14 protein-coding genes and 1 pseudogene are annotated in these 16363 nt (G+C 58.3%); 8 read left to right on the plus strand and 7 right to left on the minus strand.

Translation table 11 applies throughout. The features are described from left to right. The 6 genes and pseudogenes from GGQ68_RS20470 to GGQ68_RS20490 all read left to right on the plus strand — a co-directional run bounded on the left by GGQ68_RS20470 (position 1) and on the right by GGQ68_RS20490 (position 5817). The gene (locus tag GGQ68_RS20470) at positions 1-1359 is read left to right on the plus strand and encodes a multicopper oxidase family protein (RefSeq protein ID WP_110506225.1); all 1359 of its coding nucleotides are present in this window, start codon (positions 1-3) and stop codon (positions 1357-1359) included. A 47-nt stretch (positions 1360-1406) separates the two neighbouring features. Further along, positions 1407-2096 (plus strand): copper-binding protein, encoded by a 690-nt coding sequence (locus GGQ68_RS20475; protein WP_183969261.1) that lies wholly within the window; start codon positions 1407-1409, stop codon positions 2094-2096. A gap of 119 nt (positions 2097-2215) precedes the next feature. Next, positions 2216-2713 carry a cupredoxin domain-containing protein gene (locus GGQ68_RS20480; protein ID WP_343056015.1) on the plus strand — a complete coding sequence of 166 codons (498 nt, stop codon included), beginning with the start codon at positions 2216-2218 and terminating at the stop codon, positions 2711-2713. 8 nt (positions 2714-2721) lie between these two features. Beyond that, positions 2722-4026, plus strand: coding sequence for an ABC transporter transmembrane domain-containing protein (locus tag GGQ68_RS20485; protein ID WP_183969263.1), 1305 nt, complete (start codon positions 2722-2724; stop codon positions 4024-4026). A 14-nt stretch (positions 4027-4040) separates the two neighbouring features. After that, positions 4041-4480 (plus strand): annotated as a pseudogene (locus tag GGQ68_RS24460) (c-type cytochrome). A 188-nt stretch (positions 4481-4668) separates the two neighbouring features. After that, complete coding sequence (locus tag GGQ68_RS20490) at positions 4669-5817, plus strand: sialidase family protein (protein ID WP_183969265.1); 1149 nt, start codon at positions 4669-4671, stop codon at positions 5815-5817. A gap of 49 nt (positions 5818-5866) precedes the next feature. Here the strand turns inward: GGQ68_RS20490 and GGQ68_RS20495 are convergent, their stop codons facing one another. From GGQ68_RS20495 to GGQ68_RS20515, 5 genes are all read right to left on the minus strand, one after another. Continuing rightward, positions 5867-9016 (minus strand): efflux RND transporter permease subunit, encoded by a 3150-nt coding sequence (locus GGQ68_RS20495; RefSeq protein ID WP_183969267.1) that lies wholly within the window; start codon positions 9014-9016, stop codon positions 5867-5869. After that, complete coding sequence (locus GGQ68_RS20500) at positions 9013-10449, minus strand: efflux RND transporter periplasmic adaptor subunit (protein ID WP_183969269.1); 1437 nt, start codon at positions 10447-10449, stop codon at positions 9013-9015. Before GGQ68_RS20500 ends, GGQ68_RS20495 begins: the two co-directional genes overlap by 4 nt. Next, on the minus strand, positions 10446-10844 hold the full coding sequence (locus GGQ68_RS20505) for a FixH family protein (protein ID WP_183969271.1): 399 nt from the start codon (positions 10842-10844) through the stop codon (positions 10446-10448). Before GGQ68_RS20505 ends, GGQ68_RS20500 begins: the two co-directional genes overlap by 4 nt. Before the next feature lie 109 nt (positions 10845-10953). Continuing rightward, positions 10954-11364, minus strand: a complete 411-nt coding sequence (locus GGQ68_RS20510) for a hypothetical protein (RefSeq protein ID WP_183969272.1) — start codon at positions 11362-11364, stop codon at positions 10954-10956. Positions 11365-11376: 12 nt separating this feature from the next. Next, positions 11377-13704, minus strand: a complete 2328-nt coding sequence (locus GGQ68_RS20515; RefSeq protein WP_183969274.1) for a heavy metal translocating P-type ATPase — start codon at positions 13702-13704, stop codon at positions 11377-11379. Between the two features lie 203 nt (positions 13705-13907). Here GGQ68_RS20515 and GGQ68_RS20520 point away from each other — a divergent pair, with 203 nt between their 5' ends. Continuing rightward, positions 13908-14603, plus strand: coding sequence for a hypothetical protein (locus tag GGQ68_RS20520; protein WP_246429476.1), 696 nt, complete (start codon positions 13908-13910; stop codon positions 14601-14603). Between the two features lie 517 nt (positions 14604-15120). Here the strand turns inward: GGQ68_RS20520 and GGQ68_RS20525 are convergent. Together GGQ68_RS20525 and GGQ68_RS20530 are read right to left on the minus strand one after the other, a co-directional pair. Beyond that, a complete protein-coding gene (locus GGQ68_RS20525; RefSeq protein ID WP_183969278.1) occupies positions 15121-15378 on the minus strand; it encodes a helix-turn-helix domain-containing protein in 258 nt (85 codons plus the stop codon). Positions 15379-15502: 124 nt separating this feature from the next. Beyond that, on the minus strand, positions 15503-15754 hold the full coding sequence (locus GGQ68_RS20530; RefSeq protein ID WP_025042455.1) for a hypothetical protein: 252 nt from the start codon (positions 15752-15754) through the stop codon (positions 15503-15505). Between the two features lie 210 nt (positions 15755-15964). Between GGQ68_RS20530 and GGQ68_RS20535 the strand changes: the two genes are divergently transcribed. Beyond that, positions 15965-16333, plus strand: coding sequence for a hypothetical protein (locus GGQ68_RS20535; RefSeq protein WP_183969280.1), 369 nt, complete (start codon positions 15965-15967; stop codon positions 16331-16333). The last annotated feature ends 30 nt before the right edge of the window (positions 16334-16363 follow it).

Consider the following 16363-nt stretch of genomic DNA (forward strand, 5'->3'; position numbering starts at 1 on the left):
ATGTTGAACAGACGTCAATTACTCGGAGCCGGCGCCGCAGGTGCAACGCTGGTCTCTTCAAAAGCCTGGGGTCAAACCCTGAACATGGGCCTCCCCGAAGCCGCGCAGATGGACAGTGCGGCAACGGCGATTACGGCGCGTCCGTCGTCAGGGCCGGACTACACACCTGTGGTCACGCTGAACGGGTGGACCCTGCCGCACCGGATGAACAACGGGGTCAAGGAATTTCACCTCGTCGCCGAACCGGTAGAGCGCGAACTTGCAGACGGCATGATTGCGCATTTGTGGGGTTACAACGGCCAGTCCACCGGTCCAACGATCGAAGCAGTCGAAGGCGACCGGGTCCGCATCTACGTCACCAACAAGCTGCCGGAAGGCACCACGGTGCATTGGCACGGGCTCATCCTGCCCTCGGGCATGGATGGGGTCTCCGGGTTGAGTCATCCCAGCATCCCGCCAGGAAAAACGTTTGTCTACGAATTCGACTTGGTGAAGTCCGGCACGTTCATGTACCACCCCCATGGCGACGAAATGACCCAGATGGCGATGGGGATGATGGGCATGTTCGTGGTCCATCCCAAGGATCCCACCTTCATGCCGGTGGATCGCGATTTTCTGATCATGCTGAATGCCTTTGACATCGATCCCGGCACATACGTGCCCCGCATCATGACGATGACGGACTTCAACCTGTGGACGTGGAACAGTCGGATCTTCCCCGACATCGATCCGCTGGTCGTGAACAAGGGCGACAAGGTGCGAGTACGCGTCGGCAACCTCACGATGACAAACCACCCGATCCACATGCATGGCTATGACTTCAAGGTCACCTGCACGGATGGTGGCTGGGTGCCGCCAGAAGCGCAATGGCCGGAGGTCAGCATCGACATCCCCGTGGGCGCGATGCGCGCCTATGAGTTCGTCGCAGACCATCTGGGTGACTGGGCGATTCACTGCCACAAGTCGCACCACACGATGAATGCCATGGGTCACGATGTGCCGACGTTCATCGGGGTCAACAAGAAGCCGCTGACCCAGAAGATCCGTCAGTTCCAGCCGGAATACATGCCCATGGGCATGTCCGGCATGGGGGACATGGCGAAAATGGAAATGCCGCTGCCTGACAACACGATCCCGATGATGACGGGTTGGGGGCCCTACGGCCCCATCGAGATGGGCGGCATGTTTTCGGTCGTAAAGGTGCGGGACGGCATCGACGCGGACGATTACTCCGATCCCGGCTGGTACGAAAATCCTCCGGGCGAGATGGCCTACGAATGGACTGGCGAATTGCCCGAGTTCGCCTCGAACAACAGTCCCAAGACCATTCTCACACCAAAACCAAACTCGGAGGGCTGAACGGCCCTTCGTCGACTCCAACCAAACCAAACCTACAGGAAAACCAAATGAAAAAACTTCTTCTGAGCACCTCTCTCGTCCTTTTCGCTTCAACGGGGGCTTTCGCTGACGTTGGTCATGCCAAAATGGCCGTCGGTATGCCCGGCCATACGGCAAAAGTCGACCGGTCGATTGATGTAACCCTGCTTGAAAACGACGAAGGCGAAATGCTGATCGAGAGTGAGGAGATGACCATCAAGCAGGGTGAAACCATCCGCTTCAACATCACGAACAAGGGTGAGCTGGAACACGAGTTTGTTCTCGACACGCTGGAAAATAACGCCGAGCACAAGATCGAAATGGCCAAGATGGACATGGAACACGACGACCCGAACCGTATCCGTCTTGATCCGGGTGCCACGGGCGAGGTCGTCTGGACGTTCGCGAATGCTGGTACGTTCGAAGCCGCGTGCCTGATCCCGGGTCACTACGAATCCGGAATGCACCGTGCGGTCTCAGTGGGGGACCAGATGACTCAGGCTGACGTGGAATATACGAGCGGGACCATCAAGAAGATCGACGCCAAAGCCGGCAAGGTCACAATCATCCACGGCCCTCTGGTCAACCTCGATATGCCCGCGATGACGATGGTGTTCCGCGCGGACGAAGCGATGATGGCCAAGATGGCGGAAGGTCAGGACATCGAGTTCGTTGCCGACCGGGTCAAGGGCAAGCTTACTGTCACGCAGATGAAGTGAAGATAGACAATGGGGCCGAGGCGAACACGCCCGGCCCCAACGCTTTGAGGCAATAAAATCAAGCGTTAAGGAGGTAGCCGAGCAGTATGAATTTCCTGATAATCTGCACCACCGCCCTTGTGCTCGTCTTTCCGGCTTTCTCAGTGAACGCTTCCAGTGGCAAAGGCCAGCAACCTCATGCGCGGGCCTTTGAATTGCCTGGCCATGATGCGATCGGGAAGCCCGGTGTCGGTTCCTCATTCGACCGGACGATCGAAATATCCATCAGGGAGACAGAAAGCGGATACATGCTTTTCGAGCCGGACGCGATCCAGATTGAAAAGGGATCGGTCGTTCGGTTTTTGATTGGCAATACGGGCGCTCTGGATCACGAGTTCTTTCTCGGCTCCTTTGACGAAATTGCGAAACATCAGCAGTGGATGCGCGAACACCCCGATATGCAACATGATCGCGCCAACTCGGTTTTGATCCCAAGTGGACAAAATGCCGACCTGATCTGGGAGTTCTCCGATATGACAAACCTGGAGTTCGTGTGCTTGATACCCGGCCACCGGGAAGCGGGCATGTGGGGCGTCATCATCGTGCACGATCACCTTGCGCCGAAATCCAAGGGTTAGAGTTTTTGATGTCACTCCTGGACAGGTATCACGTGCTTGTACACAACGTATCTGCCGCGTTTGGGTACGACTACAGCGATGCGACGCCAGACTGGGTTCACCCGTTCATTCATCTGATACTGGTCTTGGCACCCGCGCTGCTGATCACTGTCGGCTCATATCTTGCTATTCGCGGCATTTTCAAGCTTTGGAAGCGCCGTCACACCTCTACGTTCCACCCCGAACCCATACGGGGGCTTGAAGGCAGTCTTTTCAGCACGGTCCTGCGCTACTCCAGAAGGCAGCAGGCATTGATGATTGTAGTCAGCCTCATCGCGATGCCTATTCTATATTTGACCCTCGAACTGCCAAAGCAGATCGTAAACAACGCTTTGGATTCTGATCGTTTCCCCGTTGCCGTTTTGGGACGAGACGTCGATCAGGTCGTTTTCCTAATGCTTCTCTGTGGTCTCTACCTTTTGGCGATCATCCTGAATGGGCTAAACAAATATGGCCTTAACGTGTTCAAGGGATTTGTAGCTGAGCGTTTTCTGCGGCGCTTCCGGCTGCTGGTCTATCGGCAATGGCGCAGCGATCCCGACTCCCGAAACCAGAGCGAAATCGTCCCTATTCTCGCACAGGAAGTTGAGCCCATAGGTGGCTTCGCGGCAGATGTCCTCACGCTGCCAATCCTACAAGGTGGTACACTGTTGACGATCCTGTTTTTCATGTTCGTTCAGGACCCTGTGTTGGGTGCCGCCGCACTGACGGTGCTGCCAATCCAGCTCGTGCTGCTGCCCAAGCTACAGCGGCGTGTCAACGCCCTTTCACGTACAAGAATCAAGGAAGTCCGACAGCTCGGTAGACAGCTTAGCGAACAGTTGCATGAACGGCAGGTCAATCCGACCGGACTGCTACCGGCCGGAGCGAGTTTTAGAGAGCTTGAGCACGTCCGCAGGAAGATTTTCCGCCTGAAGTTCTTCATCAAGGCCCTCAACAATTTTCTAACCGCGCTGACCCCATTCCTGTTCTACTCATTGGGAGGATATTTCGTCATCGAAGGGCGTATTACACTCGGTGCCCTGGTGGCCGTCCTAGCCGCACACAAAGACTTCTCGGCACCGCTTAAAGAACTCTTCAATTACTATCAGACGCTGGAAGACACGCGGATCCGGTACCACGAAATCACGACCTTTTTCAACAAATCGATCCAGCAATCCGCAATTGTTCAAGCAGACAACACCATGCCGCAGGAGGTCAGTCAATTCGAGCAAGCCCAACTGAGATACCCGGCTTCGTCTCTAAAAAGGCAGGGGGCCATCGCAACATCATGAGAGAGTTTGATAGTATGAAATGGGCAGCGATATTTTTTGCTCTGGTCGCCGTCGCTGCAGCAGTATGGTTCATTGTGCAACCGAGCCACACTCGGACGGGCGCCCAGAGGCAGGACAGCATCGCGCTTCCCGCGGGTGCTCTCGCTACTGTCAAGCTACCAAACAGTTTCACAGAGCAGGAGCAAATCGGCGCAAGCGCTTATGATGCGGTCTGTTCCGCTTGCCATGGCCGAAACGCGCAGGCCAAGATGGCGTCGCTCCTCCGCTTGTTCACAAGATCTATGAACCCAGCCACCACGGCGACATGGCGTTTGTCCTCGCAGCGCAGAATGGAGTTCGGGCGCACCACTGGGAATTTGGCAACATGCCAGCGGTTGAAGGCGTGACGCGCTCAGACATCCTTGCTATCGTGGCGTACATTCGAGCTTTGCAGCGGGCCAACGGAATTGACTAAGCATTTTCGTCGGTCAAAAGAATGGGAGTTGGCTCACGGCCAATTAGCATTCGGGTTGCCACAGAAAAGCAATAGCTGGTGGGAAAATTCTGTTCATGATTAAATGTTCTGCTGCGTCGACTCTGATCCTTGGTGCATTGTTCGCTTCGTCCACCGCATCATACGCGGAGGAAACCGGATTATTCAGATTGACCGACCGCGGATCACCTGTTGGCATCAATGCGCGCGAACCATCACTCGCACCCTTGTCGGATGGCAGGGTTTTACTGAGCTGGACCGAAGAAAGCGGAACCGAAGCGGAAGTTCGCATGGCCATCCTCAACGGCAGTGAGTGGTCGGACGTCCGCACAATTAATGTATCGTCAAAGACTTACATCAACTGGGCCGACTTCCCTTCGGTAGTGGCGCTTGCTGGTGGCGGTTTGGCGGCACAATGGCTAGAGCTGAATGGACCGGGCGATTACCAATACGACGTCAAAATCGCTTTTTCCAAAGATGAAGGCAGAAGCTGGACTGACCCGATTGTCCCTCACGATGACAGGTCTCAACGTGAGCATGGTTTTGTTTCGTTGGTACCCGACCAATTTGGTGGATTGACGGCGCTGTGGCTGGATGGCCGAGAGTATGACAGTCAGACAGAAGGCGACAGCTTCGAAAATGCGATGCAGTTGCGCGCGCGGCAGATCAACTTTGACGGAACGATGCAGCCAGAAAGCCTGTTGGATGTGCGCACCTGTACCTGTTGCCAGACTTCTGCAGCGCGGACTGCATCAGGCGACATCGTGGCGGTCTATCGTGACAGAACCGCCGATGAAATTCGCGATATATCGGCTGTCCGGCAGGCCGACGGGGAGTGGACGGAGCCCGCCACGATCCATAACGACGGATGGGAAATCGCCGGATGCCCCGTCAATGGCCCGGCCATTGATACCATGGGCGACAGGATTTCCGTTATCTGGTTCACGGCAGCCGAGAACGAGCCGAAGGTTCGTATCGCCTTTTCGGACGATGGCGGTGCGCAGTTCGACGAACCGCTCCGCATTGACCTCGGCGCAGCCGCAGGTCGGGTGGACGTCCTGCAATTTGCAGATGGCAGCGCATTGGCGCTCTGGATCGAATATGTGGGAGGCGGTGAAGCGATCGTCATGTGCCACGTAACGCCAGATGCCGGATGTGTCGCGCCTCAGGCGCTCCACATCAATCGAGGCGGCGGATCGGTCGGTTTTCCGAGGATGGCGCTTGGCGGAACCGGGGCGTTTGTGGCCTGGACGCAACCAATCAGCGGCGCGGACGGCAGTACCACCATTCGCGTCGTTGAAGTCGCTCTGTCGCCATAGGTTTCAAGCATTCATCTCGATTCCCAATGCCTCCTTAATGCTGTTGCCCTTATTCTGCGGCCTGCCCGAGGGCCAAATCAGGCGCTGTACCGGCCTTCTTGAGGCTCCAGACTTTGAGGATGGCATAAACCGCCGGAATGACGATCAGGGTTAGCAAGGTTGACGACACCATACCTCCGATCATCGGCACTGCGATGCGCTGCATGATCTCGGACCCGGTTCCATGCGCCCAGAGGATCGGCATCAGGCCGGCCATGATTGCGACAACTGTCATCATCTTGGGGCGAACGCGATCTACTGCACCCACCATGATCGCGGCGTAGAGTTCGTCGCGGGTCAGGTCGCGGCCGCCCGCGCGGTCACGCGCTTCATTCAACGCCTGATCGAGATAGATCAACATGATCACACCGGTTTCAGCCGCCACCCCGGCCAGCGCGATAAACCCGACGGCCACCGCAACCGACATGTTGAAGCCCATGAACCACATGAGCCAAATGCCGCCCACCAGCGCGAAGGGCAGCGACAGCATCACGATCAGCGTTTCCGTCAGACGGCGGAAGTTCAGGTAAAGCAGCAGAAAGATCAGCGCCAGCGTTAACGGCACAACTGTGGCCAGCCGCTGTTTCGCACGTTCAAGGTACTCGAACTGCCCGCTCCAGCCCAAAGAATAGCCGGGTGGCAGGGTGACGGAAGCCGCGACCGCCGCCTGCGCTTCGGCCACGTAGCCACCGAGATCGCGTCCGACGATATCGACGAAGATATAGACGGCAAGCTGTCCGTTTTCGGTGCGGATCGAAGTGGCCCCACGGGTGCGTTCGATGGTGGCTACGTCCCCAAGTGGAATTGTGCCACCGCCCGGCAGCGCCACTTGAACCTCGCGTCCGATGGCCTCCGGATCGGACCTCAGTGTCGCCGGATAGCGCACTGCGACGTCGTAGCGCTCGCGGCCCTCGACGGTCTGCGTGATGGCCTTGGCCCCCAATGCCATGCCGATCACCTCCTGCACATCCTGCACCGACAGACCGTAGCGGCCGAGCGCTGTACGATCCGGGGTGATGTCAAGGTAATAGCCGCCGATCACCCGTTCGGCATAGGCGCTGGTCGTTCCAGGCACCGTGCCGACCACGGCTTCCACCTCACGGGCGACCTTTTCCATCTCGGTCAGGCTGGAACCGAAGACCTTGATCCCCACTGGTGTGCGGATGCCGGTGGACAGCATATCAATGCGTGCCCGAATCGGCATCGTCCAGGCGTTCGATACGCCGGGAAATTGCAGCGCGGCATCCATTTCCTGTCGCAGGCTTTCAATGGTCACACCGGGACGCCATTCGTCTTCCGGGCGGAGCTGGATGATCGTCTCGAACATCTCCGTCGGTGCTGGATCGGTTGCAGTCAGCGCGCGGCCTGCTTTACCAAAAACCGACAGCACTTCGGGGAAGGTCTTGATGATGCGGTCCTGGGTCTGCATCAAGTCGGCGGCCTTGGTGACCGACAGCCCGGGCAGCGTGGTCGGCATGTACATAAGTGTGCCCTCGTTCAGGACGGGCATGAATTCAGACCCCAGCTGGCGCGCGGGCCAGATGGTGATTACCAGTGCCGCAATGGCCACGATGATCGTGAGGCTCTTAGCCTTCAACACGGCGCCGATAATCGGGCGGTAGACCGCGATCAGCACGCGGTTTACCGGATTCCTGTGTTCAGGGATGATCCGACCCCGCACGAAAACCACCATCAACGCAGGCACCAGCGTCACCGACAGGAACGCCGCCGACGCCATTGCAAACGTCTTGGTATAGGCCAGCGGGCCGAACATACGTCCCTCCTGTCCTTCCAGCGCAAAGATCGGCAGAAACGAGACGGTGATGATCAGCAAGCTGAAGAATAGCGCGGGGCCGACCTCGCTTGCCGCTTCGATCAGCACCTGGATGCGTGGCTTGTCAGGGGCGGCCCGTTCGAGGTGTTTGTGCGCATTTTCGATCATCACAATGGCCGCGTCGATCATCGCGCCGATGGCGATGGCAATGCCGCCGAGGCTCATGATATTGGCCCCGATTCCGAGAAATTTCATTGCCGTGAAGGCCATCAGCAATCCGACAGGCAGCATGATGATCGCCACGAGGGCGGAGCGGACGTGCAACAGAAAAATGATCGTGACCCCCGCCACGACGAGGCTTTCTTCGAGCAGCGTTGTTTTCAACGTCTCGATTGCCGACAGGATCAGGTCGGAGCGGTCATAGACCGGCACGATGTCGACTCCATCCGGTAGGCTTTGGGCCACCACGTCCAGTTCGGCCTTGGCGTTTTCGATCACATCCAGCGCATTTGCGCCGACCCGTTGAAGCACTATGCCACTGGCGACCTCGCCCTCACCGTTCAACTCGGCGATGCCGCGGCGTTCGTTGGGGACGATTTCGATCCGTGCGACGTCTTTCAGGTTGATCGGCACCCCGCCAATGCTGCGCAGGGTGATGTTGCCGATATCCTCGGTCCCCGCCAGATAGCCGCGTCCGCGCACCATGAATTCGAACTCGGACAGCTCCACCGTGCGCCCGCCGGTGTCCATGTTGCTCTCGGAGATGGCCTTGCCGATATCAGACAGCGTGATCCCCTGCGCGCGCATTCGGACCGGGTCAACTGTGACCGAGTATTGCTTAACGAAGCCACCGACACTGGCCACTTCGGACACGCCCTCTGCGCGGCTAGCCCCGAAACGCACTACCCAATCCTGCAACGACCGCAATTCAGCAAGGCTCAGGTTCTCGCCGGTGATCGCATATTGATAGACCCAGCCCACCCCCGTTGCATCCGGACCAAGGGCCGGTGTCACCCCATCGGGCAGGCGAGCCGCAGCAGCGTTGAGGTATTCCAGCACGCGCGACCGCGCCCAGTACGGGTCAACTCCGTCCTCGAAGATGATGTATACAAAAGAGATGCCGAAGAACGAAAAGCCCCGCACCACGCGGGATCGCGGCACCGTCAGCATGGCCGAGGTCAGCGGATAGGTGACCTGATCCTCGACCACTTGCGGGGCCTGTCCCGGATAGTCGGTCAGCACGATCACCTGCACGTCCGACAGATCGGGAATAGCGTCGATCGGCAAATTGCGTAGTGACCAGACCCCTGAGGCGATGATAAGGGCCGTGGCAAAGAACACCAGAACAAGGTTGCGGGCGGACCATTCGATGACACGCGCGATCATTCGACTGCCTCCGGGGCGGTCAGCGCAGCCAGGGCTGCGTTCAGGTTGCTCTCCGCGTCGATCAGAAAGGTCGAGGTGGTGACGATCCGGTCGCCCTCGGAAATACCTTCGCGGACTTCCACCATCCCGGCGGCCTGCCGCCCCAGCACCACATCCTGCGGGGCGAATTTCCCCTCTCCCATATCGCGGATCACCACCCGGCGATCGCCGGTGTCGATCACCGCCGTTTCCGGCACCTGCACCACGGGCGCACCGTCGCCCGTCGCCAAAGCCACATCAGCGAACATGTTGACAAGCAAGCGACCCTCAGGGTTGGACAGGTCGACGCGGACGCGTGCCGTCCGGGTCTGCATATCGACCTCAGGGTAGATCTTGTCGATGATGCCGCTGAAGGTCTCGCCCGGTAGGCCTGGGAAGGTGATCGTCGCAGCGTTTCCATCCGAAAGGCCCGCGAGCGCAGATTCCGGCACGTCCGCCATGATCCAGACAACCGATGTATCGGCAATACGAAACAGCGTTTCGCCAGCCTCGGACATCATGCCTTCGACGGCCATTCGTTCCAGAACCACGCCCGACCGCGGTGCCATCAGGCTGATTTGCACCGGCGCACGCCTGTCCGCCGCGATCTTGTCGATCACTGACACGGGAACACCCAAGTTTGCCAGCCTTTGACGGCTGCCTTCCACGCGCCCTTCACCACTTCGCAGGTCCGAAACATACTGTGCGGCCGCCGAGACGATATCCGGAGAATAGAGCATCGCCAGCGGTTCGCCCGCTTCAACGATTGATCCGGTCGTTACATCCTCAACTTCTTCGATGAAAGCATCCGCACGCAATGAAATGACGCTAACTCGACGCTCATCTAGCGCGACGATCCCCGGCGCTCGAACCGTCGTTGCCATGGGCTTGAGCACCGCAACTGACGTACGTACGCCGGTGCGCTGTAGTTTGCCGGGCGATACGGTCACCGATCCGGCATCGTTTGCCTCATCGGCAAAAACGGGAAGGTAGTCCATGCCCATGGAATCCTGCTTAGGCACCGGAGACGTATCAGGCAGGCCCATCGGATGCCGGTAGTAGAGAACGGTTCGTTCGCCAATTTTCGCCTCTAGGGGGTTGGGCGCCTCTGGGTCAAACGACACATCTTCGCTTGCCAGCACCGTCAGAAACGCCTTGCCATCGACGGTGTCGGTCGGAACCGCGGACCATTCGGCAAGACCGTCAGGGTGTCGATAGTAGATAATCGGGCCCATCGCCGATCGGATTTCGGCCGGCATCGCGTCAGCTTCACGTCCCAAAAGTGCTGTGAGCTGCGTCTGCGCCACATCCGTCAGCATCGCAGGCGTCCAGCGTTTGCCGCCCGCCGCAAGGCCAACCCATCCAGCCGCGCTGCCAACGACGGCGATCAGCACCAGTTTGCCAAAGGCGCTCATGGCTGTACCTCGATTACGATCTGTGCCTGAACGGTTTCCATCTCGCCCTGCACCTTGGCCGCAACTGAAAAGCGCCAGTTTCCGTCCATCGTCAGATCGGCAGAGAAGCGATAGAGACCCGGCTCTTCGCCGGGTAACGCCAAGACCGGTGAAGTCATCGTCTCCATCCCGTCCGGCGCCATATCCAGCCTTGTGGCAAAGATGACGGCGCCCTCCACGGGCGCATTGGTGCGGGTATCAATCAGACGAACTTCTAGAACCGCATCGTCTCCGAAGGGATAAGTCGTCTCGACAAGAACGAGAATGTAATCAGATGCAGCGGCCTGTGCCACCGGCACGGAAAGCTGGGCAGCGACCACGAGGGCAGCAAGGGCGCTGTGAATATAACGGGGCATGATACGCCTGTATTGACGGGCAACGGGAACGCCGACCATCGTATCGACCTGGAACTGGTCTAAACGTTACATCGGCGCGCGGCTGTTGGTGCGGCAGGCACCAGAACCGCTATGCTTTGGGCGGTCTTTGCAATCCGCCGTCTGCCTGTTGCAGAATCGCCGTTGCCTCAGTCCGCACGTACCCGGCACGTCCGGACCGAGGCAGGTTCACCAGGATCACTCGTTCGAGCTCGGCCACGATCGGGGCCACACGACATTGCGTCGTAGAAATGCAGGCAGCGTCGCATTCCGGCATGTCCGGGCAGTCGTTCGGGCAGCAATCGCTCTGCATAGCCATAGCAGGCGCTGGGTCCACACTTGAAATGGACGCAAGATTGATTTGCACCAGAACAGCGCCAACCAACAGAGCAACCAGAAAAAGGCGCGTTTTGAATAACATGCAACATGCTATGCTGAAGTTCTCATAGATCAGCAATACACGTTTTGCTGAAATAGAAGTGTCGTCCAGCTTCACGCTCAATACGCGGATCGTCTAAAGCCTCAATCGCCGTAGTCTGAGCGCGTTCGCGATGACCGAGACCGACGAGAGGCTCATTGCGGCGGCGGCGAACATGGGCGACATCAACAGCCCGAATACCGGGTAGAGCACGCCCGCAGCCAAGGGCACACCGAGCGTGTTGTAGGCGAATGCCCAGAACAGGTTCTGGCGTATGTTACGGATCGTCGCCACGGCCAGCGTCCGTGCCTTGACGATACCGTTCAAATCGCCGCGCAAGAGAGTGATGCCCGCGCTTTCAACCGCCACGTCCGCACCCGTACCCATTGCAAGGCCGACATCCGCTGCAGCGAGGGCAGGCGCGTCGTTGACACCATCGCCGGCCATGGCGACCTTTTTGCCATTCGCGTGAAGCTCGTCCACCAGTGCCTTTTTGTCTTCCGGGAGAACGCCGGCTCGTACTTCGTCGATGCCAAGACGCTGCGCCACGGCCCTTGCTGTGCGTTCGTTATCACCCGTAGCCATGATTATCCGCAGGCCCGCCTCGTGCAATTGCTTGATGGCCTCGGCCGTCGTTTCCTTGATCGGGTCGGCGACGGCGACGATGCCGGACAGTTTTCCTTCTATGGCCACGAACATGGCCGTCTTGCCTTCGCTTCGCAGAACATCTGCTGCCTCCTCTGCTGCGGAGGTGTCGAGGGACATGTCGCGCATCATCGCGGTGTTACCAAGCGCGACGGCGCGGCCCGAGACGGTTCCGCTCACACCCTTGCCGGTCACGGCTTCGAAGTTCTCGGCATTGCCGACTTTGATACCTCTCTCTTTCGCGCCTTCGACGATGGCCTCTGCCAGCGGGTGCTCGGAGCCTTTTTCCAAGGCAGCCGCGAGGGTCAGAATGGTTTCTTCGGACTCGTCGTCCAAAGCGTTCACATCGGTTAGCGTCGGCTTGCCTTCGGTCAGGGTGCCGGTCTTATCGACGATCAGCGTATCGACCTTGGCCATGCGTTCCAGCGCTTCGGCGTCCTTGATCAGGACACCCGCCTGCGCACCGCGACCTGCGGCCGTCGTGATCGAAATCGGGGTCGCCAGACCCAGAGCACAGGGGCAGGCGATGATCAGCACTGACACCGCCGAGGCGATAGCAAAGACGAGTGCCGGTTCGGGCCCGAAGCCGAGCCAAGCGGCGAAGGAAAGGATGGCGACCACGACAACGGTCGGCACGAAATAGGAAGAAACCTGGTCCGCGAGCCCCTGGATCGGTGCACGGGATCGCCGCGCGTTCGAGACCATCTCGACGATCTGGCTCAGCATCGTGTCGGCACCTACACGGGCGGCTTCTATGACAAGGGAGCCGTTCTTATTGATTGTGCCGCCGGTGACCGTATCGCCCGGACCTTTTTCGACCGGCAACGGCTCGCCGGTTATCATGCTCTCGTTGATGGATGACGTTCCGTCAACAACCTTGGCGTCAACGGGGACCGCATCACCTGGGCGAACCCTCAGGCGATCTCCCTCAACGATGTTTTCCAGCGGTGCGTCGTATTCCGTACCGTCGGGCAGAATGCGTCGCGCGGTTTTCGGGGCCAGATCGAGCAGCGCCCGGATGGCATCGCCGGTCCGTTCCCGCGCCCGCAATTCCAGTACTTGCCCGACGAAAATCAGAGTGATGATGACGACGGCAGCTTCAAAATAGGTGCCGACACCCGCGCCCATTCGGTACTCGTCCGGAAACACACCAGGAAGGAACGTGGCGACCAGCGAATAGAGATATGCCGCGCCGACACCAATCGCGATCAGCGTCCACATGTTGGGTGAGCGGTTCACGATCGACGCCCAACCCCGCACGAAAAACGGCTTCGCCGCCCACAGCACGATCGGCGTCGCCAACACAAACTCGATGTATGTCGCCAGCCGATGTCCGATCCAGTCCCGGACCGGCAAACCGACCAGCTCTCCCATAGTCAGGATAACCAGAGGAACGGCCGCGGCGGCACTGATCCACATTCGGCGGGTAAAGTCGGTCAGTTCTTCGCTGGGTTCATCCGACGGCACCATCGGTTCAAGCGCCATGCCGCAGATCGGACAGGCGCCGGGCTCGTCACGAACTATCTCGGGGTGCATTGGGCAGGTGTACTGAGTCCCGGCTTTCGGGGTCATGCTGTGATCCGATGCCGTACCTGAGGCATAGTAGATCGGATCGGCCTCGAACCTGGTCTGGCACTTATCGGAGCAGAAGTAGAAGGTTTCACCGTCATAATCCGCCTGACGGGCCTCCGGAGACATAGTGACGGACATGCCGCAAACTGGATCCTTGGCCTGATCGGATGACCGCTCTCGCGGGTGCGGTTCTGTTACCTGTATCATGCTCTAGCCCTCCAAAATGATGCCAACTCCCAAGATGGGGCTTCCAGCAACTGGAAGGTCAAGCTTGGATTGCTGATTAGCGAAGGAAAGCTGATTGATACTACCAATATATTACATAAACTTCATTATGCGTCTTTATACTTCGTGTTGCGATAGTATATTATCGTATGTATGCTGGACTCCGGTCATGGAGGTTCCTCAGAATGCGCCATTTACTCAAAAAACTCCTCGCCTCGGTCGCAGTCGCTTTGACCGTGACAGGTTCTTCGCTGCCAATACCCGCCCGTGCGCAGACATACCCGATCGATTGCGCAATCCTCCTGTGCCTGTCTGGCGGCTGGCCTGCTTCCGTCCCTTGCGCCCGAGCCCGCGCCGAATTTATCCGGCGGATTACACCTTGGCCGGTCGAACCACCGCTGCAAATCTGGCGCTGTCCCATGGGCGCCTCCTACGAGAACGATCGGTTACAAAACAACGCTGGCCGCATCTTTGAAGCCTTGTACCGAACCGACAGCCGTCGACCGCTTCAATCCTTGCCAGTAGATAATCTCGTTCCCACCGACCTCGCCCTGCGGCTCGTTCAGGACCGCGCGGACATCGATATCAGCGGGCCAGAGTTCAATTTCGTGCGGTCCATCCGCGTCTTCGATGTACGGTATGCACGACAGCACGAGTCCGGGCGCGATGGGGACTGTAACCGAAGCGCGACCGTGGTCCTCGGCACTTACGGGACCCAAGGTGACTTCGCTTGGCAAAGGTCTTCCGTCACTGCCCTTCCTTCGGCTCACGAAGGTCTTGAACGCTGGGGCGAGCATTGTCCTGGCATTTATCACCGATCCGTCTTCGTCGATTGGCGTGACTATGAGGGCAACTACGGGTTCGAGCAGGTGAACTACTGACCTGCCGTCTCGTAGATTTGTCTCGGAAGACGGCTTCTTTGGGGTGTACGACCGCACCGCATACGCGTCGCGGTCCACATGCTGTTTGGCGTTTCGGCAAAAACCGCGGGTTCGCTCTGTTCACCCGTCGTCGCTTCTTCCGATCCTCGTCAGCGCGTCGAAGTCGATTTCTTGCTTCTGTTCGTCACTTATATCCGGCCAGGTTTCCGATACCGGCTGGGGCCCTTGGACGTCCCACATCACCGCATGTGAGCCTGTACTCCAGCGATAAACCCAACCAACAACACTGCACCCATCGGTCCCGATCAGATTGGCGATCGCGACGCCCTCACCCCTATCATCGTTCACTGTTTACTGACTTCCTGCACTGTGGCGCTGCGAATTGCGGCGTGGGGTTGCAGAGCGTTCACTACGACCGCGCGCCGGGCTTCTTTGATGTTGGCTAACTGGTCCTCGATGAGGGAATGATCATCGGACCGGGAAAATGGGTTCCCGTGTTCTCAACAATTCATTTGGTTCAAATCCTGTGGTCGGGCTCCGTGGCGGCTTCGACAATCGACAGGACTTCATCTTTGTCAAAGCCAATGACCCTCGCCAGAACTGTAAACTCCACGACGTCGATACGACGCTCGCCACTTTCGAGACGTGCGACAAATGACTGGTGGCGTTTGAGCTTCGCCGCCAACTGCTGCTGGCTGAGACCCGCATTTTGACGTGCTTCAACCAACGCACGGACGAGCGCCAACTGGCCATTTGTTCTGATTGTCTTTGCCACGCGTCACATACCTTTTGTGACGTCGCTAGCGGATGAAATCTGTTATCTAAAAAGTAGATATATGAGGGTGTTATCGGCGTCTGGTTTCCATGGGCTGCAAGTCTGATGCTCCCGAGGTTGCCCATCAATCCCCTACCAATTGCAGAAATCGGCCATAGTCCTCGCTGACTTCGCGCGCTTCCTCGAAGGCGCGGGCGCGCTCGCTGTCGAGGCAACGGAAGTAGCTCTGGATATCCTGGATGTAATCTTCGAAGTCGCCACGGATGATGTCCGAATAGTCCCGCGCTGCCTGCGAATCGCTTGGCATGAAAGGACGGGCCGGGGCGAAGCAGGATTCCGCCAAAACTGGTCCGGGAACGCAGATCAGAAGGACCATAGCTTGCAATGGGAGCAGGCCTGTCAACCTTGGGTTTCTCAAACCTGTTATCTCCTTGATCGCGGACACTGGCCGTGACTAGTGTTTGCGTAACCAAACTACAGCTAAAGCACGATATTACATCTTGCGGTTGATAATATACTATCGTAACTCTGGGCTTCAAGTAGGAATGCCTGGGGTCGCGCCATTGGAGAAAGCGTGAGCCGGGCCATGAACTGGGACATCGAAGCACCAAATGTGGTTACGGAAGCCAGGTTCCGCGAACTCGTGGAAAGCGGCTATAGCGCAGAAATCCTGTGCCAAGAGTCGGCACACAAGAAAGGCCCCAGCTATTACGGGGTCTGGATCATGCGTGTTGTCTCTGATGACGGGGTGGAAAAGCTCCTCGTCACCGCCCGCACGCGGACGACCTACAACGATATCAAGATCCGCGAGTTCAAGACGATCTCCGGCGTGGTGTCTTTCTTTATTGGCCTTGGCTTTGCACATGTCGACCTGCCGCTTGAGGCGGGGACAAGCCGTACGCATAAACTCGCCCCGCCAGACAAAGCGCCATCAGACAAGGTCGCTGGCAGCTAACCTCGTCTGTCTCTGGCTGGTCGCAGCACC

This window comes from Sagittula marina (assembly GCF_014196795.1).
GTDB lineage: Bacteria > Pseudomonadota > Alphaproteobacteria > Rhodobacterales > Rhodobacteraceae > Sagittula > Sagittula marina.